The following is a 22,255-nucleotide window of genomic DNA, read 5'->3' on the forward strand; positions in this document are numbered from 1 at the left end:
GGGTTTCATTAAGCCGCAAATGCGAAGTGCTGGCAAGTCGGGAAAAGATTAGAGCGTTTTGCTGCGCGCCAGCGCCATCAGGCGCGGATAGAAGCGGAAAAAGAGCGTCTCCAGCTGGGTGTAGTGGTCGGTGAAATCCTGGTAGGAGTCGCGCAGCGCGGCGAGACGCGGCCGCCGCTGGGCCATGCCGCTGAGGACGCGCGCCATGCGCGCCGGATCGGCGTAGTGCTCGAACCAGCGTTCGCGCCACATCACCGCGTTCAGCGCCTGAAAGCTCTCTGGCGTGCCCGCCATCTGCGGCACCACGCGCTGTTCGGCAAAGCGCGAAAAGGCCGCCAGCGGCATATCGGGGTGGATGGTTGCCCAGTGGCGGGCGAGAAAGTGGTCCCACACCACGTCAAGGGTAATGGGCGCGACGCGGCGCGTTTCCGGACGAAACAGCGGGCGCGCTTCCTGAACTTCAGGCAGCGCGTCGGTCATCGCGTCGAGCCGGCGGTGCATCAGAATGCCGTCAGCGACCGGCGTCGGCCACTGTTCGTGCGGGTTTCCGCGGACGAAATCCGCCAGCAGGTTGCCGAGCAGCGAGCTTTCGGCGAGGTGAGCGAGGTGAAGATGGGCGAGAAAGTTCATGCCGCATTATAGCCAGAAGTGCGAACGCGCAGCCAGTTGTTCAGAATTGGCCGCTTTTCCGCTAAACTGTGCCGCCTGTTTTTATCCCTGAGTAAGAAGTTAGCCATGCGTGTCGCCGATTTTACTTTTGAGTTGCCTGAATCTCTTATCGCCCACTATCCGCAGGCGCAGCGCAGCGGTTGTCGCCTGCTGTCGCTGGACGGTCCGAGCGGGCAGCTGACGCACGGGGTCTTTACCGACGTGCTGGAGAAGCTGAATCCCGGCGATCTGCTGGTGTTCAACAATACGCGGGTGATCCCGGCGCGCGTTTTTGGCCGTAAGGCGAGCGGCGGAAAAATCGAAATGCTGGTGGAGCGCATGCTGGACGACAAGCGCGTGCTGGCGCACGTGCGCGCCTCTAAAGCGCCGAAGCCAGGCACCCAGCTGCTGCTGGGCGACGACGAGAGCGTGAAGGCAACGATGGTGGCGCGACATGACGCCCTGTTCGAAATCGCCTTTGAAGACGATCGCGCGGTGCTGGATATCCTTAACAGCGTCGGCCATATGCCGCTGCCGCCCTATATCGATCGCCCCGACGAAGAGGCGGATCGCGAGCTTTATCAGACCGTCTACAGCGCGCGTCCCGGCGCCGTGGCGGCACCGACCGCAGGTCTTCATTTTGACGAGCCGCTGCTGGCGGCGCTGCGCGACAAGGGCGTTGAGATGGCGTTCGTCACGCTGCACGTCGGCGCGGGCACCTTTCAGCCGGTGCGCGTCGACAGCATTGAAGAGCATGTGATGCACTCCGAATATGCCGAAGTGCCGCAGGAGGTGGTCGACGCGGTGCTGGCGTGCAAAGCGCGCGGCAATAAAGTGGTCGCCGTCGGCACGACCTCGGTACGCTCGCTGGAGAGCGCCGCGCAGGCAAGTCAGCAAGCGTTGATTGCCCCCTTCTTCGACGACACCCAGATCTTTATCTATCCCGGCTATGAGTATCAGGTGATCGACGCGCTGATCACCAATTTCCATCTGCCGGAATCGACCCTGATTATGCTGGTATCGGCCTTCGCCGGCTATCAGCACACCATGGCGGCCTATAAGGCCGCGGTGGCGGAACAGTATCGCTTCTTCAGCTATGGCGACGCGATGTTCATTACCAAAAATCCGCAGGCGCCGCACGAAAAAGTCGGTGCCTGATGACGTCCGGTTTGCGGCGACGCCGTGAACTGCTTGTTTAACCATCGCATCAGACTGTTTCTCTGATGGAGGCTTTGTGAAGTTTGAACTCGACACTACCGACGGGCGCGCGCGCCGTGGCCGTCTGATTTTCGATCGCGGCGTGGTGGAAACCCCGGCGTTTATGCCGGTGGGCACCTACGGCACGGTTAAGGGTATGACGCCGGAAGAGGTACAGGATACCGGCGCGCAGATTATCCTCGGCAATACCTTCCATCTCTGGCTGCGTCCTGGCCAGGAGATTATGAAGCTGCACGGCGATCTGCATGACTTTATGCAGTGGAAAGGGCCGATTCTCACCGATTCCGGCGGCTTTCAGGTGTTCAGCCTCGGCGATATTCGCAAGATCACCGAAGCGGGCGTGCACTTCCGCAACCCGATCAACGGCGATCCGATCTTCCTCGATCCCGAAAAGTCGATGGAGATCCAGTACGATCTGGGATCGGACATCGTGATGATCTTTGACGAATGCACGCCTTACCCGGCGGACTGGGACTACGCGAAGCGTTCGATGGAGATGTCGCTGCGCTGGGCGCGACGCAGCCGCGACCGCTTTGACAGCCTGGGCAACAAGAACGCGCTGTTCGGCATTATTCAGGGCTCTGTTTACGAAGATTTACGTGATGTCTCCGTCAAAGGTCTGGTAGAGATTGGCTTTGATGGGTACGCTGTGGGCGGCCTGGCGGTGGGTGAGCCGAAAGAGGACATGCATCGCATCCTGGAGCACGTTTGTCCGCAGATCCCGCAGGATAAACCTCGTTACCTGATGGGCGTCGGCAAGCCGGAAGATCTGGTGGAAGGCGTACGTCGCGGCATTGATATGTTCGACTGCGTGATGCCGACGCGCAACGCGCGCAACGGTCATCTGTTCGTCACCGACGGCGTGGTGAAAATTCGTAATGCGAAGCATAAAGACGACACCTCGCCGCTGGATGCGGAGTGTGATTGCTACACCTGTCGCAATTACAGCCGTGCCTACTTGCATCATCTTGATCGCTGTAACGAAATACTCGGCGCGCGCCTGAATACCATTCATAACCTGCGCTACTACCAGCGCCTGATGGCGGGTTTACGCCAGGCTATTGAAGAGGGTAAATTGGAGCGCTTTGTTAGCGAGTTCTACCAACGGACGGGCAAAGCGGTTCCACCGTTAAACGTCTGATAATTCTATCAATGAGGGAAATTAAATGAGCTTTTTCATTTCTGACGCCGTGGCTGCCGCAGGTGCACCGTCGCAGGGAAGTCCGTATTCTCTGGTGATCATGCTGGTGGTGTTTGGTCTGATTTTTTACTTCATGATCCTGCGTCCGCAGCAGAAGCGTGCGAAAGAGCACAAAAAGCTGATGGATTCCATCTCCAAAGGCGACGAAGTGCTGACCAGCGGTGGCCTGGTAGGCCGCGTAACCAAAGTTTCCGACACGGGCTATGTTTCTATCGCCCTGAACGAAACCAACGAAGTGGTTATCAAACGTGATTTCGTGGCTGCCGTCCTGCCGAAAGGTACGATGAAGGCGCTCTAATATTTACTTCCCTAAGGGAACTGCCGTGTTAAATCGTTATCCTTTGTGGAAGTACGTGATGCTGGTCGTCGTCATTCTCGTCGGCCTGCTCTATGCGCTTCCCAACCTGTATGGTGAGGATCCGGCCGTTCAGATCACTGGCGCGCGCGGCGGCGCCGCCAGTGAGCAAACGTTGGATCAGATTCAGAACCTGTTAAAACAAGAGAATATCCAGAGCAAATCCCTCGCGCTGGAAAACGGCGCCATTCTGGCGCGCTTCGCCAACACGGATGTGCAGCTGCGCGCCCGTGAAGCGATTATGAACAAGCTGGGCGAAGATTACGTCGTCGCGCTTAACCTTGCGCCGGCAACGCCGCGCTGGCTGAGCATGCTGGCGGCTGAGCCGATGAAGCTCGGTCTCGATCTGCGCGGCGGCGTTCACTTCCTGATGGAAGTGGATATGGACACCGCACTGGGCAAGCTGCAGGAGCAGAATGCCGACAGCCTGCGCAGCGACCTGCGCGAAAAGAATATCCCCTATACCAACGTCAATAAAATCGCCAACTACGGCGTGGAAATCCGTTTCCGCGACGGCAACAGCCGCGATGCGGCGATTAACTGGCTGAGCGCGCGCCATCGCGACATGGTGATCTCCTCCAGCGGCAGCGACGCGCTGCGCGCGGTGATGAGTGACGCACGCCTCAGCGAAGCGCGCGAATACGCCGTACAGCAGAACATCACTATCCTGCGTAACCGCGTTAACCAGCTCGGCGTCGCCGAACCGCTGGTGCAGCGCCAGGGCACTGACCGCATCGTCGTTGAACTGCCGGGCATTCAGGATACTGCGCGCGCCAAAGAGATCCTCGGCGCCACCGCAACGCTGGAGTTCCGTCTGGTGAACACCACCGCCGATCCGACCGCCGCCGCCAACGGCCGCGTACCGGGCGACTCGGAGGTGAAGAAGACGCGTGAAGGCCAGCCGGTCGTGCTCTACAAGCGGGTGATCCTGACCGGTGACCATATCACCGACTCAACCTCCAGCATGGATGAGTACAACCAGCCGCAGGTTAATATCTCCCTGGACGGCGCGGGCGGTAACATCATGTCTAACTTCACCAAGGACAACATCGGCAAGCCGATGGCGACCCTGTTTGTGGAGTACAAAGACAGCGGTAAGAAAGACGCCAACGGTCGCGCGGTGCTGGTGAAGCAGGAAGAGGTGATTAACGTCGCCAATATCCAGTCTCGCCTCGGCAACAGCTTCCGCATTACCGGCATCAACAACCCGAACGAAGCGCGTCAGCTTTCGCTGCTGCTGCGTGCGGGCGCGCTGATTGCGCCGATTCAGATCGTGGAAGAGCGCACCATCGGCCCGACCATGGGCGCGCAGAATATCACACAGGGGCTTGAAGCCTGCCTGTGGGGTCTGATCGCCTCGATTCTGTTTATGGTGGTGTTCTATAAGAAGTTCGGCCTGATCGCCACCAGCGCGCTGCTGTGCAACCTGGTGCTGATTGTCGGCATTATGTCGCTGCTGCCGGGCGCCACGCTCACCATGCCGGGTATCGCCGGTATCGTGCTGACGCTGGCGGTGGCGGTGGATGCGAACGTACTGATCAACGAGCGTATTAAGGAAGAGCTGAGAAACGGGCGTTCCGTGCAGCAGGCGATTCATGAGGGCTACAAAGGCGCCTTCTCCAGTATCGTCGACGCTAACGTAACGACGCTGATCAAGGTCATCATCCTGTATGCCGTTGGTACGGGTTCAATTAAAGGCTTTGCGATTACCACCGCTATTGGTATCGCCACCTCGATGTTTACCGCGATCGTTGGAACGCGCGCCATCGTGAACCTGGTGTACGGCGGCAAGCGCATCAACAAGCTGTCTATCTGAGGAGTGCGTTGTGGCACAGGAATACAATATTGAACAGCTGAACCACGGGCGTAAAGTCGTCGACTTTATGCGCTGGGACACGCTGGCGTTTATTATCTCCGGCCTGCTGATCGTGGCATCTATTGCCATGGTCTCCGTGCGCGGTTTCAACTGGGGTCTCGATTTTACCGGCGGTACGGTGATCGAGATCGCGCTGGAGAAACCCGCCGAGCTGGATACGCTGCGTGACGGGCTGGAAAAAGCGGGTTATGCCGATCCTATCGTGCAGAACTTCGGCAGCAGCCGCGACGTCATGGTGCGCATGGCGCCTATGGACGGACCGGCTGGCCAGGAGCTGGGCAACAAGATCATTACCATTATCAATCAGACCGCCCAGCAGAACGCGACGGTGAAGCGCATTGAGTTTGTTGGCCCGAGCGTGGGCAACGATCTGGCGCAGGCGGGCGCGATGGCGCTGCTGGCGGCGCTGATTGCGATTTTGATCTATATCGGCTTCCGCTTTGAGTGGCGTCTGGCGCTTGGCACCGTGCTGGCGCTGGCGCACGACGTGATCATCACCTGCGGCATTCTGTCGCTGGCGCATATCGAGATCGATCTCACCATCGTCGCTTCGCTGATGTCGGTGATCGGCTACTCGCTCAACGATAAAATCGTGGTCTCCGACCGTATTCGCGAGAACTTCCGCAAGATCCGCCGCGGCTCTTCTTACGATATCACCAACGTGTCGCTGACCCAGACGCTGAGCCGTACCCTGATCACCTCGCTGACCACGCTGGCGATGATCCTGATCCTGTTCATCTTTGGTGGCGCGCTGCTGAAAGGCTTCTCGCTCACCATGCTGATCGGCGTCTCTATCGGTACTATCTCGTCAATTTATGTCTCTTCGGCGCTGGCGCTGAAGCTGGGCATGAAGCGCGAACATATGCTGGTGCAGAAGGTCGAGAAAGAGGGCGCGGATCAGCCTTCTATCATGCCGTAACGCACAAGCGTAATAAAAAACGGGCTGCCATCTGGCAGCCCGTTTTGTCTGGACGCGCGACTTACTGCGCGGCAGGGGCGGCAGGCGGCTCGCCCACCACGTCATGCACGCGCACGAAACCGAGCTGGCCCGGCGCAAAGCCGCTCAGACGCAGCGGCACGGTTGCCGAAGCGCGCGGCAGCAGCGTCGCCGGCACCGCGATCTCCTGGCTCAGGCTGGTGGCCTCAAGCGGTTTGCCCGTCGCCGGATCCCGTTCGCCCCAAACCACCTGCGCACGCAGCGCCGGAACGGGCTGGCTGCCGGTTGCGCTGATGGTCAGGTTAGCGCGCGCGCCGTTGGCTTCCGCCGCCACGCGCGTCAGCGAGAGGCGCAGCTTGCCGAGCTGGGTTTGCAGTTCGACCGGCGTATTAGCCTGCGGCACCAGCCAGGCACCCTGCGTGGAGTTGCTGTTAAGCTGCCCCTGGATTTCGATGGCGCTCGCCTGAGTAGTCAGGTGGCGCATCTGCTGATTCAGCTGGCTCACTTCCTGATGCAGCTGATTCACTTTCGGGCTGGCAGGTGGCGAGCTACACCCGCTTAACAGCGCCATCGCACACGCCAGCGGCGCCCAAACCGTCCTGATCATAAACTCTTCCTTGTGCTTATTTAGGAATACGTAATACCTGGCCCGGATAGATTTTGTCAGGGTGGGTCAGCATCGGCTTGTTGGCTTCGAAAATCTTGTTGTACTCGTTAGGGTTGCCGTAAACCGCTTTCGAAATCGCGCTCAGCGTGTCGCCTTTTTTCACGGTATAGAATTCCGCTTCCGGCGCGCTGTCGGCTGTTTTAACCTGATCGTCCACTTTGGTAATGCCCGCGACGTTACCGGCCGCCACTAAAATTTTCTCTTTCAGCTCCTGGGAAATGCCGTCGCCGCTCACCGTTACGGTATCGCCGTTGACCGCCACGTTCACTTTGTCGCTGTCAGGTAAGCCCAGCTTGTTGATGTGCTCTTTCAGCTTCTCGCTGGCATCATCATGGCCGGATACCGCGTCCCACAGTTTTTCGCCTGCCTCTTTCACAAAGTTAAACAAACCCATATATATCCTCCAGATGGTTATGGTGTAGGCCGTCTTTCTGACGACATCAGTAAGCATAGACACTTTCTCGCTACGTCTCCTGCCGAATGGCAAAAGAGGAAAGGCACGCTTATACATTTTGTTGACTTGTCATTCGCGCTACACTGTGTAGCCCATTTATTTAGCGTCAGGAAAGGTCATGCACTGCCCATTTTGCTCTGCTGTGGACACTAAAGTCATTGATTCGCGTCTGGTTAGTGAAGGCTCGTCCGTGCGGCGGCGGCGGCAGTGTCTGATGTGCCACGAGCGCTTCACCACCTTCGAAGTGGCGGAGCTGGTGATGCCGCGGGTAGTGAAAAGCAATGACGTACGCGAACCCTTTAACGAAGACAAGCTCAGCAGCGGCATGATGAAGGCGCTGGAGAAGCGCCCGGTAAGCGCCGATGCGGTCGAGAGCGCGGTAAACCATATCAAAACCCAGCTGCGCGCCACCGGCGAGCGCGAGATCCCCAGCAAGCTGATCGGCAATCTGGTGATGGACGAGCTGAAGAAGCTCGACAAGGTCGCCTATATTCGCTTCGCCTCGGTCTACCGCAGCTTTGAAGATATTCGCGATTTCGGCGCCGAGATCGCCAGGTTACAGGATTGACCATGAACGAACGCTATATGGCGCGCGCGCTGGAGCTGGCGCGACGCGGACGCTTTACGACGACGCCTAACCCCAACGTCGGCTGCGTTATCGTACGCGACGGCGAGATTGTCGGTGAAGGCTGGCATCAGCGCGCCGGCGAGCCGCACGCTGAGGTGTACGCGCTGCGCATGGCGGGCGACAGGGCGCGCGGCGCTACCGCCTACGTCACGCTGGAGCCGTGCAGCCACCACGGCCGCACGCCCCCCTGCTGCGACGCCCTGATTGCCGCTGGCGTCAGTCGCGTGGTGGCGGCGATGCAGGATCCCAATCCACAGGTCGCCGGGCGCGGCCTCTATCGCCTGCAGCAGGCGGGCATTGAGGTGAGCCACGGGCTGATGATGGCGGAAGCGGAGGCGCTCAACCGCGGCTTTCTGAAGCGCATGCGCACCGGTTTTCCCTTCGTTCAGCTCAAGCTCGGCGCGTCGCTGGATGGCCGCACCGCCATGGCCAGCGGCGAAAGCCAGTGGATAACCTCAGCGGCCGCGCGTCGTGACGTGCAGCGCCTGCGGGCGCAAAGCTCGGCGATTCTCAGCAGCAGCGCCACCGTGCTGGCGGACGATCCGTCGCTGACGGTGCGCTGGCCGGAACTCGATAGCGAGTCGCGGTCGCTGCTGAACGAAGCTGAGCTGCGCCAGCCGCTGCGCGTGATTGTCGACAGCCGCAACCGGGTCACGCCGCAGCACAAACTTATTGCCCAGCCGGGCGAGACCTGGCTGATGCGCGCCGCGCCGGACCAACAGGCCTGGCCGGAGAGCGTCACGCAGATCGCCGTGCCGACGCGCGGCGAGCAGCTCGACCTGGTGGCGCTGATGATGCTGCTGGGCAAACGGCAGGTAAACAGTCTGTGGGTCGAGGCGGGGGCGTCGCTGGCTGGCGCGCTGCTGCAGACCGGCGTCGTGGATGAGCTGATTGTCTATATGGCGCCAACGCTGCTCGGCGACGCCGCGCGCGGCCTCTGCCAGCTGCCTGGCCTGGCGCAGCTGGCCGATGCGCCAGCCTTTTCATTTAGCGACGTGCGCCAGGTTGGCCCCGATCTGCGCCTGACGCTGACGCCGCGCTGACCGCGGCGGAAAAGCAAGAGCACGCCGCCAAAGAGTGTGATAGAATCCGCCCCCCTGCGGGGCCATAACAAAACCCTGAAAGGATAAGTATGAAAGTTATCGAAGCTGCTGTTGCCACGCCTGAGGCCAATGTTGCCATCGTTATTGCGCGTTTTAACAACTTCATCAACGACAGCCTGCTGGACGGCGCGATCGATGCCCTGAAGCGTATCGGTCAGGTGAAAGATGAAAACATCACCGTCGTCTGGGTACCAGGCGCGTACGAACTGCCGCTGGCAGCCCGCGCGCTGGCGAACAGCGGTAAGCACGACGCCATTGTGGCGCTGGGCACCGTGATTCGCGGCGGCACCGCCCACTTTGAATATGTTGCCGGCGAAGCCAGCTCCGGTATCGCTAACGTCGCGATGACCAGCGAAATCCCGGTAACGTTCGGCGTACTGACCACGGAAAATATCGAGCAGGCTATTGAGCGTGCCGGTACCAAAGCGGGTAACAAAGGCGCCGAAGCGGCCCTGACCGCACTCGAAATGATTAACGTATTGAAAGCCATCAAAGCCTGATTTTTGTAAGGGGAATTTTGTGAAACCTGCTGCTCGTCGCCGCGCCCGCGAGTGCGCTGTCCAGGCGCTCTACTCCTGGCAGTTGTCTAACAACGACATTGCCGATGTGGAATACCAGTTTCTGGCGGAACAGGACGTCAAAGACGTCGACATTACCTATTTCCGCGAACTGCTGTCCGGTGTGGCGACCAACAGCGCGTATCTGGATGGGCTGATGAAACCTTACCTGTCGCGCCAGCTTGAAGAGCTGGGCCAGGTAGAAAAAGCAATCCTGCGTATTTCGCTGTATGAACTGAGCAAGCGCGCTGATGTGCCCTATAAAGTGGCGATCAACGAAGGTATTGAGCTGGCGAAAGTATTTGGCGCTGAAGACAGCCATAAGTTCGTCAACGGTGTGCTGGATAAAGCCGCCCCACAAATCAGACCCAATCGCAAATAAAGAAAAGGCCAGCTTGCTGGCCTTTTTTCATCAGTAAGCGGAACGCAACCATGTCCTGTGGCGAATTCGAACTCATCGCACGCTATTTCAATCGCAGAACCCGCAGCCGCCGCGACGTCGAGACCGGCATCGGCGACGACTGCGCGCTGATGAGCGTGCCGGAGAAACAGACGCTGGCGATCAGCACCGATACGCTGGTGGCGGGCGTCCACTTTTTACGCGATATCCATCCTGCCGATCTCGGCTATAAGGCGCTGGCGGTTAACCTGAGCGATCTGGCGGCCATGGGCGCCGATCCGGCGTGGCTGACGCTGGCGCTGACGCTGCCGGAGGTCGACGAAGAGTGGCTGAAAGCCTTTAGCGAAAGCCTGTTCGAGCTGCTGGAGTATTACGATATGCAGCTGGTGGGCGGCGACACCACGCGCGGTCCGCTGAGCATGACGCTCGGCATCCACGGCCTGGTGCCGCAGGGCCGCGCGCTGAAGCGCGCCGGCGCGAAGCCGGGCGACTGGCTCTACGTGACCGGTACGCTGGGCGACAGCGCTGCGGGCCTGTCGCTGCTGCAGCATCACCATCGCATCCAGGATCCGGCGGTGCACGAGGCGCTGATTAAGCGCCACCTGCGGCCGATGCCGCGCATCCTGCAGGGGCAGGCGCTGCGCTCGCTGGCATCGGCGGCGATCGACATTTCCGACGGCCTGATTTCCGATCTCGGCCATATCCTTAAAGCGAGCGGCTGCGGCGCGCGGCTCAATCTGGAGGCGCTGCCGCTGTCATCGGCGCTGCGCGACCATTTTGCCCCTGAGCAGGTGCTGCGCTGGGCGCTGAGCGGCGGCGAAGATTACGAGCTCTGCTTTACCGTGCCGGAGATGAACCGCGGCGCGCTCGACGTCGCGCTGGGCCACCTTGGCGTGCCCTTTACCTGCATCGGGCAGCTGATGCCTGAAGCCGAGGGACTGACGCTGCTGGAGCACGGCAAGCCGGTTACTTTCAACCATAAAGGATTTGACCATTTTGACGCGAAATAAGGATGTGGCAAAGAGCCGCCTGCGCATGAGCAACCCCTGGCATCTGCTCGCCACTGGTTTCGGCAGCGGGTTGAGTCCTTACGTGCCGGGCACCATGGGGTCGCTGGCGGCGATCCCGTTCTGGTGGCTGATGGCACGGCTGCCACAGGATCTCTATTCGCTGATTGTGCTGCTGGGCATTAGCCTTGGCGTCTATATCTGTCACCGCACCGCCAAAGATATGGGGGTGCACGATCACGGCAGCATCGTCTGGGATGAGTTTATCGGCATGTGGATTACGCTGATGGCGATTCCGGCGAATAGCTGGCAGTGGGTACTGGCCGGTTTCGTGGTGTTCCGCATATTCGATATGTGGAAGCCCTGGCCGATCCGCTGGTTCGATCGCAACGTGCACGGCGGCATGGGAATTATGGTGGACGATATTATCGCCGGGGTTATTTCGGCGGCGCTGCTCTATGCGGCGGGGGTGTGGCTGGGCGCCTGAGTCGTTGACCCGCTGTGCCCACGCAGGTGGCATGGGCCGATCGCAACGTCGCTCCAGACATCCATGCTCGCCCGGCCCGCGCAGATACGCACCTCTTCCATGAGGTGCGCCCGTAAACGGGCCAACGCTTTGCTCTGCTGCCCATGCCCCCGCTTTTGGCGACATGGTGCGGCCTGAAACAAACCCCTATTCAAAGCCTACCACTGGATGAGGCTGATAAACCGTCTCCAGCTCGGCAATCTCCTCGGCGCTCAGATCGACCTCAACCGCCTTCACCAGATCCGCCAGCTGCTCAGCGCGCGATGCGCCGATAATCGGCGCGGTAACGGCGGGCTTATGCAGCAGCCAGGCGAGGGCCACCTGCGCGCGGCTTACCCCTTTCTGTGCGGCAATCGCCTCAACGCGCTGCGCAATCGCCGCATCGTTCTCTTCCGTCGCGCTATAGAGGGTTTTACCATACTCGTCCGAGGCGGTACGCGCGGTGGCTTCGCCCCAGGGACGCGTCAGCCTGCCGCGCGCCAGCGGGCTCCAGGGCAGCACGGCGATATTCTCCGCCTGACAGAGCGGGTGCATCTCGCGCTCCTCTTCGCGCTGGATCAGGTTGTACTGATCCTGCATGCTGACGAACGGCGCCCAGCCGTGCTGGCGCTGGGTATAGACCGCCTTAGCAAACTGCCAGGCGTGCATTGAGGAGGCGCCGATATAGCGCGCTTTGCCCGCTTTCACCACGTCGTTCAGCGCTTCCAGCGTCTCTTCCAGCGGCGTCTCATAATCCCAGCGATGGATCTGCAGCAGATCGACATACTCCATATCCAGGCGCTTCAGGCTGTCGTCAATCGACTGCATAATATTTTTGCGCGACAGGCCCTGCGACAGATTGCTGAGCGGGAAGTAGACCTTGGTGGCGACCACGATCTCCTCGCGCCGCGCGAACGCCTTTAGCGCGCGGCCGACGATCTCTTCGCTGCTGCCGTCGGAATAGCTGTTCGCCGTATCGAAAAAGTTAATGCCCGCATCCAGCGCCTGCTGGATCAGCGGTCGGCTGCTCGCTTCCGGCAGCGTCCAGGCGTGACGACCGCGATCCGGCTCGCCAAAGGTCATACAGCCGAGACAGAGACGGGAAACCTGAAGGTCGGTCTGGCCTAACTGGGTGGTTTTCATGAAAGCTCCTGCTATGCATTAAACAATCCGTAAGCATAGCAGGAGCGAAGGGCAGGGGACTTTACTCTACGAGCCAGTCGCGGATCTGCTGCTGAATGCCTTGCGCATCCAGCTGGTAGTCACGGCGCACCTCATCCTGCGTGCCCTGCGGAATAAATTCATCCGGCAGACCGAGGTTGAGCACCGACACGCGCAGGCGTTTCGCCATTACCGTCTCGTTGACACCGCTGCCTGCGCCGCCTTTGATGGCGCCTTCTTCCAGCGTCACCAGCGACTCGTGGCTCTGCGCCAGCTCGGCGATTAGCGCCTCATCCAGCGGCTTAACGAAGCGCATATCCACCAGGGTGGCGTTCAGCGCTTCCGCGGCTTCCGCCGCCGCAGGCAGCAGCGTGCCGAAGTTAAGGATCGCCAGCTTCTCGCCCTGGCGTTTCACTACGCCTTTGCCCAGCGGCAGACTCTGCAGCGGCGTCAGCTCGACGCCAACCGCATTGCCGCGCGGATAGCGCACCGCGCTCGGCCCGTCCTGATAGTGATAGCCGGTATAGAGCATCTGACGACATTCGTTCTCGTCGCTTGGCGTCATAATCACCATCTCCGGCACGCAGCGCAGAAACGCGAGGTCGAACGCGCCCTGGTGGGTCTGGCCGTCAGCGCCGACGATGCCGCCGCGATCGATGGCGAACAGCACCGGCAGCTTCTGGATCGCGACGTCGTGGATCACCTGATCGTAAGCGCGCTGCAGAAAGGTCGAATAGATCGCCACGATCGGCTTATAGCCGCCGATCGCCATGCCCGCGGCGAAGGTCACCGCGTGCTGCTCGGCGATGGCCACGTCGAAATATTGTGACGGATAGCGACGGGAGAACTCCACCATGCCGGAGCCTTCACGCATCGCAGGGGTGATCGCCATCAGCCTGGGATCGTCCTGCGCCATTTCGCACAGCCAGCTGCCGAAAATTTTGGAGTAGCTCGGCAGGCCTTCGGCGCTCTTGGGCAGCGCGCCGCTGGCGGGATCGAACTTCGGCACCGCGTGCCAGGCGATGGGATCCTGCTCCGCCGGCGCATAGCCTTTGCCCTTTTTGGTCATAATATGCAGGAACTGCGGCCCTTTCAGGCTGCGCATATTTTTCAGCGTCGCCACCAGCGTCAGCACGTCGTGACCGTCTACCGGGCCGATATAGTTAAAGCCCAGCTCTTCAAACAGCGTGCCCGGCACCACCATGCCTTTCAGGTGCTCTTCGGTGCGCTTCACCAGCTCTTTAATCGGCGGCAGCCCGCCCAGCACGCGCTTGCCGCCTTCGCGCAGGCGCGAGTAGGTCTTGCCGGAAAGGATCTGCGCCAGACGGTTATTCAGCGCGCCAACGTTCTCTGAGATCGACATCTCGTTGTCGTTAAGGATCACCAGCATATCGGGTTTGATATCGCCGGCGTGGTTCATCGCCTCAAACGCCATGCCGGCGGTGATGGCACCGTCGCCGATAATGCAGGCGGTGCGGCGGCCGAGGCCTTCGCGCTCTGCCGCCGCCGCCATGCCGAGTCCGGCGCTGATAGAGGTCGAAGAGTGGCCGACGCTCAGCACGTCATATTCACTCTCGCCGCGCCACGGAAAAGGGTGCAGGCCGTTTTTCTGGCGAATGGTGCCGATGCGGTCGCGGCGACCGGTCAGAATCTTATGGGGATAGGCCTGATGGCCGACGTCCCACACCAGATGATCGAACGGCGTGTTATAGACGTAATGCAGCGCGACGGTCAGCTCGACCACGCCCAGACCCGAGGCGAAATGGCCGCTGGAGCGGCTTACGCTGTCCAGCAGATATTGACGCAGCTCGTCGCACAGCGCCGGAAGCGACTCTTTCGGGAGAGAACGCAGCTCCTCTACGGTGCTTGCCTGCGCCAGTGTCGGGTATTTTGCAATATCAAAACTCATCAGAGACTCATTATGGAAGTTATTTGTCGCGTTCAATTATGAAGCTTGCCAGCGCCTGCAATGCTGTGGTGTCTAACGATTGCGCCGCAAGAATATCCAGCGCGCTCAGCGCCTGCTGGTGAAGCTCCCTGGCTTTCGCTCGGGCGTTATCAAGCCCCAGCAGCGACGGATAGGTGCTTTTATCGAGATCCTGATCGGCACCCTGTTTTTTGCCGGTAACCGCGCTGTCGCCGACGACGTCAAGGATATCGTCCTGTACCTGAAACGCGAGGCCGATGGCGTCGGCGTAGGTATCCAGCGCCGGCAGCGCAGCGCGCCCGCGCTCGCCCGCCGCTAACGCGCCGAGGCGCACGGCGGCGCGGATAAGCGCGCCGGTTTTATGGCGGTGAATCTGCTCCAGCTGTTCCAGCCCGACGCGCTGGCCTTCCGCCGCTAAGTCGAGCGCCTGGCCGCCGCACATGCCCGCCACGCCGCTGGCGCGCGCCAGTTCGGCGATCATCGCAATGCGGCTGGCGTCGCTGACGCCCGGCATCGGCTCGTCGGCCAGAATAGAGAACGCCAGCGTCTGCAGCGCGTCGCCGGCAAGTATCGCGGTATCTTCGCCATACTTGATATGACAGGTCGGCTGGCCGCGACGCAACGCGTCATCATCCATCGCTGGCAGGTCATCATGGATCAGGGAGTAGGCGTGAATGCATTCCACGGCAGCGGCGGGCGCGTCAAGGCTCGTCGGATCCGCGTTGAACATCTCGCCGGTAGCGTAGACCAGAAAGGGACGCAGGCGTTTACCGCCCAATAATGCCCCATAACGCATGGCGTTAACCAGAGGAGAACTCTGAAAGGGAAGCGGCGCGAGTAAGCGAGACAGCGCGGCGTTAGCCCGTTCCGGATAAAGGCTCAGCAGGTGAATAAAATCCATTACTCTTTTTCCGGCGTGAAGGGGCTGAGATCGGCGTCTTTATCGTCGCTGAGCAGAATGCGTACGCGCTGCTCGGCCTGTTGTAATGTTTGCTGACCGTTGCGCGCCAGCTGTACGCCGCGCTCAAACTCATTCAGCGCCTCTTCCAGCGGCAGTTCGCCGCTCTCCAGCCGGCTGACGATCTGCTCCAGCTGCTGTAAGGAGGTTTCAAAACTAGCGGGCTGTTCGGCTTTTTTCGGCATATTCAGTGTCGACTCACGTGTAAGACTTTCTCTCGTAATCGGTCATGGTAGCGGAGAGCGTTTGATTAGCAAAATAATCAATGTGACTGCGGTTGCAGAAGCAGTCATCTGACAAAGGTGATATACTCCCGCGCCTCGGATGCGGTTGCGCTCTTTTGCCCGCAATTTTTGTGATTTTACCAGCTAAGTGCCGCTCTCTCGCACTTATTTGCCCAACGAATTCGTGTCGCCATGAAGTTTATCATCAAGTTATTTCCTGAAATCACCATCAAAAGTCAGTCGGTGCGGTTGCGCTTTATTAAAATTCTCACCAGCAATATCCGCAACGTGCTGAAGACCGTCGGCGAGGATATCGCCGTGGTGCGCCACTGGGATCACATCGTAGTCCGGTCGAAAGACGAAGGGCTGCGCAGCGTGATTGTGGAAGAGCTCACCCGTATTCCCGGTATTCACCATGTGCTCTCGGTCGAAGAGCGCAGCTATACCGACGTGCACGATATTTTCGAGCAGACGCTGGCGCAGTATGGCGACAGCCTGCAGAACAAAAGCTTCTGCGTGCGCGTTAAGCGCCGCGGTAAACATGAGTTTAGCTCGCAGGACGTAGAGCGCTACGTCGGCGGCGGTCTGAATCAGCATATCGCCAGCGCGAAAGTGCAGCTGAACAAGCCGGACGTTACCGTGCATCTCGAAATCGACGACGATCGCCTGCTGTTGATCACCGGCCGCTATGAAGGGCTGGGCGGCTTCCCGATCGGCACCCAGGAAGATGTGCTGTCGCTGATCTCCGGCGGCTTCGACTCCGGCGTCTCCAGCTATATGCTGCTGCGCCGCGGCTGTCGCGTGCACTACTGCTTCTTTAATCTTGGCGGCGCGGCGCACGAAATCGGCGTGCGTCAGGTGGCGCACTATATCTGGAACCGCTTTGGCCGCTCGCATCGCGTGCGCTTTGTGGCGATCAACTTCGAGCCGGTCGTCGGCGAGATTCTGGAAAAGGTGGATGACGGCCAGATGGGCGTGGTACTGAAGCGCATGATGGTGCGCGCCGCGTCGATGGTGGCAGAGCGTTACGGCGTGCAGGCGCTGGTGACCGGCGAAGCGCTGGGCCAGGTCTCCAGCCAGACGCTGACCAACCTGCGCCTGATCGACAACGCCTCCGATACGCTGATCCTGCGTCCGCTGATCTCGCACGATAAAGAGCACATCATTAAGGTGGCGCGCGAAATTGGCACTGAAGATTTCGCCAGCACCATGCCGGAATATTGCGGCGTGATCTCAAAGAGCCCGACGGTGAAAGCGGTCAAGGCGAAGATTGAGGCGGAAGAGCAGAATTTTGACTTCGCGATTCTGCAGCGCGTGGTGGAAGAGGCGAGCAATGTCGATATCCGCGATATCGCCGAGCAGGCTGAAGAGGAGGTGGTGGAAGTAGAAACCGTTGACTCGTTCGGCAGCGACGACGTGGTGCTGGATATCCGCGCCATCGACGAGCAGGAAGATAAGCCGCTGGCGCTGCAGGGCACCGAGGTGAAATCGCTGCCGTTCTATAAGCTCAGCAGCCAGTTCGGTGACCTCGACCAGAGCAAAACCTGGCTGCTCTACTGCGATCGCGGCGTGATGAGCAAGCTACAGGCGCTCTATCTGCACGAGCAGGGCTTTAAAAACGTGAAGGTCTATCGTCCGTAATAAAACGGGCTGCGCACCCTGCGCAGCCTTTTTTACTCGCTGTAATCGTAGATGCCCGCCGCCAGCACCAGCTGGGAGGCCACTTCTGCCGCTTTCTCTTTTCCTGCCAGCAGATCGATCAGCTTAAGCGCAAAATCCATCGCCGTGCCCGGCCCCTGGCTGGTGAGCAGGTTAACGCGCGGATCCCACACCACGCGCCTTTCCATCCACTTCTCCGCTGGGATGGTCTCTTTTAAGCCGGGAAAGCCGGTCATGTTGCCCACCGGAAAGAGATCGTGCGGCACCAGCACCGTGCCCGCCGCCGCGCAGATCGCCGCGACGATACGGCCGGAGAGATGAAACTGGCGCACGGTTTCCACCAGCAGCGGGCTGTCGCGGAAGGTTTCCGCGCCTTTCAGGCCGCCCGGCAGCACGATCGCCGCATAGTCCTCATCGGCCACCTCTACCAGCGGCGCATCCGCCAGCAGGCGCACGCCGCGCGAGCAGACGATTTCACGCGCGCCGTCGCTCTCTACGCTGGCGGTAACGACTTTCAGGCCGCCGCGCACCAGCAAATCAATAGTGGTGACCGCCTCGGTCTCTTCACTGCCATGTGCCAGGCAAACCAGAACCGGCGTGTTCTCGGTCATAATGGGACTCCTTGCGTTTTACAAGCTCATAAAGGCGGGTATTTTCCGGCACGGCGATGCCCTGCGCGCGCGCGCGTCGCAGCAGGAAGCCGGAGATATAGTCGATTTCAGTCAGGCGCTGCGCGCGTACGTCCTGCAGCATTGAGGAGGTATTGGCCGCGGTGGTTTCAATCACGTTGTAGACAATATCCCGCAGGCTGTCGGCGGTAATATGCTGGCCCTCGCGCTCCATCACCCAGCTCAGCTCCTGGCAGAGCTGGTCGATTTGCTGCGGCCAGGCGCGCAGCGCGCCATTCTGGCAGTCGTGCTCTACGGTGAGCGGATTGATGATGCAGTTGACCGCCAGCTTGCGCCAGCAGGCGGCGGCGATATTGTCATGCCAGGCGACGTCCGGCAGCGCTGCGTGCAGGATATCGGCGAGATCGCTGAAGGCCGCACTTTTGCGGTTTGCCGGGCCGATATGGGTAATGCCGCTGGCGACATGCTTGATCACCGTGCCGTCGCGCATCGCCGCGTGCGTGGTAATGCCGCGCAGCAGCGGCTGGCTCAGGCCTTTTAGCTCTTCCAGCGTGCCCATGCCGTTGTGCAGCAGCAGCACCGGGCAATCGTCTGACAGCACGCTCTGCAGGTTGCGCACCGCGGGCGAAACCTGCGGCGCCTTAAGCGTCACCAGCAGCAGCTGGCTGTCGGCGAGGAAGAGCGGGTCGTTGGCGATAAAGGTGTTGTTACTCACCTGGCCCTGGTAATCAATCACGTTGACGGAACAGTAGGGCTGCGGCACGCGCAGCCAGCCCTGCACCTCATGGCCCTGGCGCGCCAGAGCGGCGAGCCAGATCTGACCGATAGCACCGCAACCCAACACGGTAATTTTCATACTGCCTCCCGTATCCGGGGTTGTCGTTTGTTCTGTTATACACAGCGATAATAAGTATAGCGTTGTGCGCAGCCTGATTTTGTTTAGTGCGGCAAGACGCGTATTATGCATGTCACTTTAGCGTCAGGAGAAGAAGAGATGCCATCTTTCGATATCGTTTCAGAAATCGACATGCAGGAAGTCCGCAACGCGGTCGAAAATGCCAACCGTGAATTAACGACCCGCTTCGATTTTCGCAACGTGAGCGCCAGTTTTGAGCTCAACGAAAAGAGTGAAACCATCAAAGTAACCAGCGAGTCCGATTTTCAGGTGAAACAGCTGGTGGATATGCTGCGCGAGAAGATGCTCAAGCGCGGCATTGAGGGCGCCGCGCTCGATATCCCAGAGGAGATCGAGCACAGCGGTAAGAGCTGGAGCGTCGATGCCAAAATGAAAAAAGGGATTGAGACTGAGGTCGCGAAAAAAATCGTTAAGCTGATCAAAGACAGCAAGCTGAAAGTGCAGACGCAGATTCAGGGCGATTCACTGCGCGTTACCGGCAAGTCGCGCGACGATTTGCAGGGGGCGATGGCGCTGGTGCGCGGCGGCAATCTTGGCCAGCCGTTCCAGTTCAAGAATTTCCGCGATTAATCCTCTTCAGGCGTGCGGCAGGTGATCTGCCGCACGCTTTGCTTGCTCCCCCTGGCGTTCCGCCTGTTTCTCCCTCTCCCGCTGCGTTAAATCGGTAGGCTTTCCGCCCAAGGTGTGCAAATCTCTTGATGGAACCCTAAACAGGAGAAAGAAGTCATGAAAATGATGAAAGCTGCCGTGGTTAAGGCGTTTGGTGCACCGCTGGTTATTGAGCAGGTGCCGGTACCAGAAGTTGGCGCAGGACAGGTGCTGGTCAAAATTGCCGCGACCGGCGTTTGCCATACCGATCTTCATGCGGCGGAGGGCGACTGGCCCGTTAAACCCGTGCCGCCTTTTATTCCCGGTCATGAAGGGGTTGGCGAGGTTGTGGCCGTCGGGCCGAACGTTACTCATCTTAAGCTGGGCGATCGCGTTGGCGTGCCCTGGCTCTATTCGGCGTGCGGCCACTGCGAGCACTGTCTCGATAGCTGGGAGACGCTCTGTCATGAGCAGCAGAATGCGGGCTACTCGGTTAACGGCAGCTTTGCGGAGTATTGTCTGGCCGATGCCAACTACGTCGGCATTCTGCCCGATAACCTTGAGTATGCCGACGTGGCGCCGATCCTCTGCGCCGGGGTGACGGTCTATAAAGGGCTGAAAATGACGGAAGCCAGACCTGGAAACTGGGTGGTGATTTCCGGTATCGGGGGGCTGGGTCACCTGGCGGTGCAGTATGCGGTGGCGATGGGGCTTAACGTGGCTGCGGTAGACGTGGACGATGAGAAGCTGGCTTTTGCGCAGCGTCTCGGTGCCAGCGTGGTGGTGAACGCACGTAAAGACGATCCGGCGAAGGTGTTCCACGCGCAGTTTGGCGGCGCACATGCCGCGCTGGTCACCGCCGTGTCGCCAGCGGCCTTTGAACAGGCGATTGGCACGCTGCGGCGCGGCGGAACCATGGTGCTTAACGGGCTGCCGCCGGGCAAGTTCGATCTCTCTATCTTTGATATGGTACTGGACGGTATCACGGTGCGTGGCTCTATCGTGGGGACCCGAAAAGATTTGCAGGAGGCGCTCGATTTTGCCGGACGGCATAAGGTGAAAGCGACCATTGCCGTCGAGCCGCTGAGTAATATCAACTCCATCTTTGAACGTATGCACGCCGGAAAAATTGAGGGGCGGATCGTGGTGGATATGTCACTTTAACGCTGGCGTGAAAAGCAAAGAACCGGCGCGAAGCCGGTTCTTTTGTTTCAGCGCAAAGAAGCCTCTGCGCGCTAGCTGCTTGCCAGCAGCGCCTCCAGCTCAGGGCGGCTGGTGACTTTACTGTCGATCTTGATATAGGCGCTTTTCTCTTCCGGCACGATCAGCACCGCCGATACGCCCGGCTGGGCTTTCAGGCGCTGTTCCAGGTTCGGCTGCGCCAGCGCCTTATCGCTCAGCACGATACGCAGGCTGCTGACGTAGGGCGGCTCCTGCATGGTCATGGCGACAAACAGCCAGAGCGCCGCTACGATGGCGCCCACCAGAAACACGGTCTGCGCATCGAAATGGCCAAATACCCAGCCGCCGAGGCTGCCGCCAATCGCCACGCCGATAAACTGGCTGGTGGAATAGAGCCCCATCGCCGTGCCTTTATAGCCGGCCGGCGACTCTTTGCTCACCAGCGACGGCAGAATCGCCTCCATCAGGTTAAAGGCGAGGAAAAAGAGCTGCACGCCGATCACCAGCGTCCAGAAGTGGTCTTCCGCGCCCCACAGCACGATCTCTGCAATAACGATTAAGCCGACGCAGGCGACGAATACCCGCTTCATGCGGCGCTTTACCTCGGCGTAGATAATAAAGGGCACCACGCCGACAAAGGCGATCAGCATCGTCACCAGATAGATTTTCCAGTGTTCGGCGGCGGGCAGACCCGCCTGCTCGAACTGGCCGGGCAGGGCGACGAAGCTGGACATCAGCAAAATATGCAGACAGAGAATGCCGACGTTAAGTTTGATCAGTCGCGAATTGCCGAGCACCTTGCGGAAGCTGCCTTTTACCATGCCCGATTCGCGGTTCAGCACATGGCCGGGCGCGCTGGGCACCACCAGCAGCGTAATCACGATACCCAGCGAGGCGAGAATAGCGATCATCCAGAAGAGCGCGTGTAGGCCGAGGGCGTGGGTAACGATCGGGCCGACCACCATCGCAATGGCGAAGGTGACGCCGAAGCTGATGCCGATAAAGGCCATCGCCTTGGTGCGATTTTGTTCGCGGGTTAAGTCGGAGAGCAGCGCCATCACGGCAGCGGCGATAGCGCCGGAGCCCTGCAAGGCGCGGCCGAGAATAATGCCCCAGATAGAGGTGGTGGTCGCGGCGATAAGGCTGCCGAGTACGAACAGCAGCAGGCCGCCGACAATCAGCGGCTTACGGCCGATGCGGTCAGAGAGCAGGCCGAAAGGAATTTGAAAGATCGCCTGCGCCAGGCCATAGATGCCGATCGCCAGACCGATAAGCGTTTCACTTGCGCCCTGGAGAGCCATGCCGTAGGTGGTTAATACCGGCAGGACCATAAACATGCCCAGCATACGCAGGGAAAATACCGTGCCCAAACCCCATGTGGCGCGCAGCTCCACCGGCGTCATTTTATTATCGTTCATTCCAACCTCTGTAAGTTTGCCGTATCTATTTTAGGGA

General features: G+C 59.9%; 24 protein-coding genes. 14 read left to right on the top strand and 10 right to left on the bottom strand.

Translation table 11 applies throughout. The annotated features are described in order from the left end of the window. Positions 1–48 precede the first annotated feature (48 nt). Positions 49–630: an ACP phosphodiesterase gene (locus MHZ97_RS00280; protein WP_239313102.1), complete on the bottom strand. Its 582-nt coding sequence runs from the start codon at positions 628–630 to the stop codon at positions 49–51. A 105-nt stretch (positions 631–735) separates the two neighbouring features. Between MHZ97_RS00280 and queA the strand changes: the two genes are divergently transcribed. From queA to secF, 5 genes are all read left to right on the top strand, one after another. Further along, positions 736–1,806: a tRNA preQ1(34) S-adenosylmethionine ribosyltransferase-isomerase QueA gene (gene queA / locus MHZ97_RS00285; RefSeq protein ID WP_239313099.1), complete on the top strand. Its 1,071-nt coding sequence runs from the start codon at positions 736–738 to the stop codon at positions 1,804–1,806. Between the two features lie 76 nt (positions 1,807–1,882). After that, positions 1,883–3,007, top strand: coding sequence for a tRNA guanosine(34) transglycosylase Tgt (tgt, locus tag MHZ97_RS00290; RefSeq protein WP_103795119.1), 1,125 nt, complete (start codon positions 1,883–1,885; stop codon positions 3,005–3,007). 25 nt (positions 3,008–3,032) lie between these two features. Beyond that, the gene (gene yajC, locus MHZ97_RS00295; RefSeq protein WP_031374695.1) at positions 3,033–3,365 is read left to right on the top strand and encodes a preprotein translocase subunit YajC; all 333 of its coding nucleotides are present in this window, start codon (positions 3,033–3,035) and stop codon (positions 3,363–3,365) included. A gap of 25 nt (positions 3,366–3,390) precedes the next feature. Continuing rightward, the gene (gene secD / locus MHZ97_RS00300; protein WP_103795118.1) at positions 3,391–5,238 is read left to right on the top strand and encodes a protein translocase subunit SecD; all 1,848 of its coding nucleotides are present in this window, start codon (positions 3,391–3,393) and stop codon (positions 5,236–5,238) included. Positions 5,239–5,248: 10 nt separating this feature from the next. Then, positions 5,249–6,217: a protein translocase subunit SecF gene (secF, locus tag MHZ97_RS00305; protein WP_239313096.1), complete on the top strand. Its 969-nt coding sequence runs from the start codon at positions 5,249–5,251 to the stop codon at positions 6,215–6,217. Between the two features lie 61 nt (positions 6,218–6,278). Here the strand turns inward: secF and MHZ97_RS00310 are convergent, their stop codons facing one another. After that, positions 6,279–6,842 (bottom strand): DUF3251 domain-containing protein, encoded by a 564-nt coding sequence (locus tag MHZ97_RS00310; RefSeq protein ID WP_239313093.1) that lies wholly within the window; start codon positions 6,840–6,842, stop codon positions 6,279–6,281. Between the two features lie 16 nt (positions 6,843–6,858). Further along, the gene (gene lysM, locus MHZ97_RS00315; RefSeq protein ID WP_103795115.1) at positions 6,859–7,296 is read right to left on the bottom strand and encodes a peptidoglycan-binding protein LysM; all 438 of its coding nucleotides are present in this window, start codon (positions 7,294–7,296) and stop codon (positions 6,859–6,861) included. 178 nt (positions 7,297–7,474) lie between these two features. On the opposite strand from lysM, the gene nrdR reads away from it, so the two are divergent. The 6 genes from nrdR (at position 7,475) to pgpA (ending at position 11,538) form a co-directional block, all read left to right on the top strand. Continuing rightward, positions 7,475–7,924, top strand: a complete 450-nt coding sequence (gene nrdR / locus MHZ97_RS00320; protein WP_033752736.1) for a transcriptional regulator NrdR — start codon at positions 7,475–7,477, stop codon at positions 7,922–7,924. Positions 7,925–7,926: 2 nt separating this feature from the next. Next, the gene (gene ribD, locus MHZ97_RS00325; RefSeq protein WP_239313090.1) at positions 7,927–9,027 is read left to right on the top strand and encodes a bifunctional diaminohydroxyphosphoribosylaminopyrimidine deaminase/5-amino-6-(5-phosphoribosylamino)uracil reductase RibD; all 1,101 of its coding nucleotides are present in this window, start codon (positions 7,927–7,929) and stop codon (positions 9,025–9,027) included. A gap of 89 nt (positions 9,028–9,116) precedes the next feature. Then, complete coding sequence (gene ribE / locus MHZ97_RS00330) at positions 9,117–9,587, top strand: 6,7-dimethyl-8-ribityllumazine synthase (protein WP_103795113.1); 471 nt, start codon at positions 9,117–9,119, stop codon at positions 9,585–9,587. A 19-nt stretch (positions 9,588–9,606) separates the two neighbouring features. Further along, complete coding sequence (gene nusB / locus MHZ97_RS00335) at positions 9,607–10,026, top strand: transcription antitermination factor NusB (protein ID WP_103795112.1); 420 nt, start codon at positions 9,607–9,609, stop codon at positions 10,024–10,026. A gap of 50 nt (positions 10,027–10,076) precedes the next feature. Then, entirely contained in the window at positions 10,077–11,054 is a 978-nt protein-coding gene (gene thiL / locus MHZ97_RS00340) for a thiamine-phosphate kinase (RefSeq protein WP_103795111.1), read from the top strand. Continuing rightward, positions 11,032–11,538 (top strand): phosphatidylglycerophosphatase A, encoded by a 507-nt coding sequence (gene pgpA / locus MHZ97_RS00345; protein WP_374044240.1) that lies wholly within the window; start codon positions 11,032–11,034, stop codon positions 11,536–11,538. The genes thiL and pgpA overlap by 23 nt, the downstream gene beginning before the upstream one ends. A gap of 186 nt (positions 11,539–11,724) precedes the next feature. On the opposite strand, the gene MHZ97_RS00350 is transcribed toward pgpA, so the two are convergent. The 4 genes from MHZ97_RS00350 to xseB all read right to left on the bottom strand — a co-directional run bounded on the left by MHZ97_RS00350 (position 11,725) and on the right by xseB (position 15,787). Next, positions 11,725–12,699 (bottom strand): aldo/keto reductase, encoded by a 975-nt coding sequence (locus MHZ97_RS00350; RefSeq protein ID WP_239313087.1) that lies wholly within the window; start codon positions 12,697–12,699, stop codon positions 11,725–11,727. Between the two features lie 61 nt (positions 12,700–12,760). Continuing rightward, positions 12,761–14,626 carry a 1-deoxy-D-xylulose-5-phosphate synthase gene (gene dxs / locus MHZ97_RS00355; RefSeq protein WP_239313084.1) on the bottom strand — a complete coding sequence of 622 codons (1,866 nt, stop codon included), beginning with the start codon at positions 14,624–14,626 and terminating at the stop codon, positions 12,761–12,763. Between the two features lie 19 nt (positions 14,627–14,645). Continuing rightward, entirely contained in the window at positions 14,646–15,545 is a 900-nt protein-coding gene (gene ispA, locus MHZ97_RS00360) for a (2E,6E)-farnesyl diphosphate synthase (RefSeq protein WP_103795107.1), read from the bottom strand. After that, entirely contained in the window at positions 15,545–15,787 is a 243-nt protein-coding gene (gene xseB / locus MHZ97_RS00365) for an exodeoxyribonuclease VII small subunit (protein WP_033752728.1), read from the bottom strand. Before xseB ends, ispA begins: the two co-directional genes overlap by 1 nt. Before the next feature lie 231 nt (positions 15,788–16,018). Between xseB and thiI the strand changes: the two genes are divergently transcribed. Further along, complete coding sequence (gene thiI / locus MHZ97_RS00370) at positions 16,019–17,467, top strand: tRNA uracil 4-sulfurtransferase ThiI (protein WP_103795106.1); 1,449 nt, start codon at positions 16,019–16,021, stop codon at positions 17,465–17,467. 32 nt (positions 17,468–17,499) lie between these two features. Here the strand turns inward: thiI and yajL are convergent, their stop codons facing one another. Further along, positions 17,500–18,096, bottom strand: a complete 597-nt coding sequence (gene yajL / locus MHZ97_RS00375) for a protein deglycase YajL (protein WP_239313081.1) — start codon at positions 18,094–18,096, stop codon at positions 17,500–17,502. Then, positions 18,050–18,970 carry a 2-dehydropantoate 2-reductase gene (gene panE / locus MHZ97_RS00380; protein WP_239313079.1) on the bottom strand — a complete coding sequence of 307 codons (921 nt, stop codon included), beginning with the start codon at positions 18,968–18,970 and terminating at the stop codon, positions 18,050–18,052. The genes yajL and panE overlap by 47 nt, the downstream gene beginning before the upstream one ends. A gap of 138 nt (positions 18,971–19,108) precedes the next feature. Between panE and MHZ97_RS00385 the strand changes: the two genes are divergently transcribed. Together MHZ97_RS00385 and adhP are read left to right on the top strand one after the other, a co-directional pair. Further along, complete coding sequence (locus MHZ97_RS00385) at positions 19,109–19,600, top strand: YajQ family cyclic di-GMP-binding protein (protein ID WP_103795103.1); 492 nt, start codon at positions 19,109–19,111, stop codon at positions 19,598–19,600. Positions 19,601–19,756: 156 nt separating this feature from the next. Continuing rightward, complete coding sequence (adhP, locus tag MHZ97_RS00390; protein ID WP_103795102.1) at positions 19,757–20,782, top strand: alcohol dehydrogenase AdhP; 1,026 nt, start codon at positions 19,757–19,759, stop codon at positions 20,780–20,782. Between the two features lie 71 nt (positions 20,783–20,853). Here the strand turns inward: adhP and MHZ97_RS00395 are convergent, their stop codons facing one another. Beyond that, positions 20,854–22,218: an MFS transporter gene (locus tag MHZ97_RS00395; RefSeq protein WP_103795101.1), complete on the bottom strand. Its 1,365-nt coding sequence runs from the start codon at positions 22,216–22,218 to the stop codon at positions 20,854–20,856. Positions 22,219–22,255: the final 37 nt, after the last annotated feature.

Source organism: Pantoea sp. ACRSC (assembly GCF_022346785.1).
In the GTDB taxonomy this organism is placed as follows: Bacteria; Pseudomonadota; Gammaproteobacteria; order Enterobacterales; family Enterobacteriaceae; genus Pantoea; species Pantoea alvi.

Bases quoted from the DNA above. Each gene is read 5' to 3' on its own strand.
- ispA (WP_103795107.1), bottom strand. From the start codon at position 15,545: ATGGATTTTATTCACCTGCTGAGCCTTTATCCGGAACGGGCTAACGCC.
- MHZ97_RS00350 (WP_239313087.1), bottom strand. From the start codon at position 12,699: ATGAAAACCACCCAGTTAGGCCAGACCGACCTTCAGGTTTCCCGTCTC.
- yajL (WP_239313081.1), bottom strand. From the start codon at position 18,096: ATGACCGAGAACACGCCGGTTCTGGTTTGCCTGGCACATGGCAGTGAA.
- ribD (WP_239313090.1), top strand. From the start codon at position 7,927: ATGAACGAACGCTATATGGCGCGCGCGCTGGAGCTGGCGCGACGCGGA.
- queA (WP_239313099.1), top strand. From the start codon at position 736: ATGCGTGTCGCCGATTTTACTTTTGAGTTGCCTGAATCTCTTATCGCC.
- MHZ97_RS00280 (WP_239313102.1), bottom strand. From the start codon at position 630: ATGAACTTTCTCGCCCATCTTCACCTCGCTCACCTCGCCGAAAGCTCG.
- lysM (WP_103795115.1), bottom strand. From the start codon at position 7,296: ATGGGTTTGTTTAACTTTGTGAAAGAGGCAGGCGAAAAACTGTGGGAC.
- MHZ97_RS00310 (WP_239313093.1), bottom strand. From the start codon at position 6,842: ATGATCAGGACGGTTTGGGCGCCGCTGGCGTGTGCGATGGCGCTGTTA.
- thiL (WP_103795111.1), top strand. From the start codon at position 10,077: ATGTCCTGTGGCGAATTCGAACTCATCGCACGCTATTTCAATCGCAGA.
- MHZ97_RS00395 (WP_103795101.1), bottom strand. From the start codon at position 22,218: ATGAACGATAATAAAATGACGCCGGTGGAGCTGCGCGCCACATGGGGT.
- panE (WP_239313079.1), bottom strand. From the start codon at position 18,970: ATGAAAATTACCGTGTTGGGTTGCGGTGCTATCGGTCAGATCTGGCTC.
- xseB (WP_033752728.1), bottom strand. From the start codon at position 15,787: ATGCCGAAAAAAGCCGAACAGCCCGCTAGTTTTGAAACCTCCTTACAG.
- adhP (WP_103795102.1), top strand. From the start codon at position 19,757: ATGAAAATGATGAAAGCTGCCGTGGTTAAGGCGTTTGGTGCACCGCTG.
- dxs (WP_239313084.1), bottom strand. From the start codon at position 14,626: ATGAGTTTTGATATTGCAAAATACCCGACACTGGCGCAGGCAAGCACC.
- yajC (WP_031374695.1), top strand. From the start codon at position 3,033: ATGAGCTTTTTCATTTCTGACGCCGTGGCTGCCGCAGGTGCACCGTCG.
- thiI (WP_103795106.1), top strand. From the start codon at position 16,019: ATGAAGTTTATCATCAAGTTATTTCCTGAAATCACCATCAAAAGTCAG.
- nrdR (WP_033752736.1), top strand. From the start codon at position 7,475: ATGCACTGCCCATTTTGCTCTGCTGTGGACACTAAAGTCATTGATTCG.
- ribE (WP_103795113.1), top strand. From the start codon at position 9,117: ATGAAAGTTATCGAAGCTGCTGTTGCCACGCCTGAGGCCAATGTTGCC.
- MHZ97_RS00385 (WP_103795103.1), top strand. From the start codon at position 19,109: ATGCCATCTTTCGATATCGTTTCAGAAATCGACATGCAGGAAGTCCGC.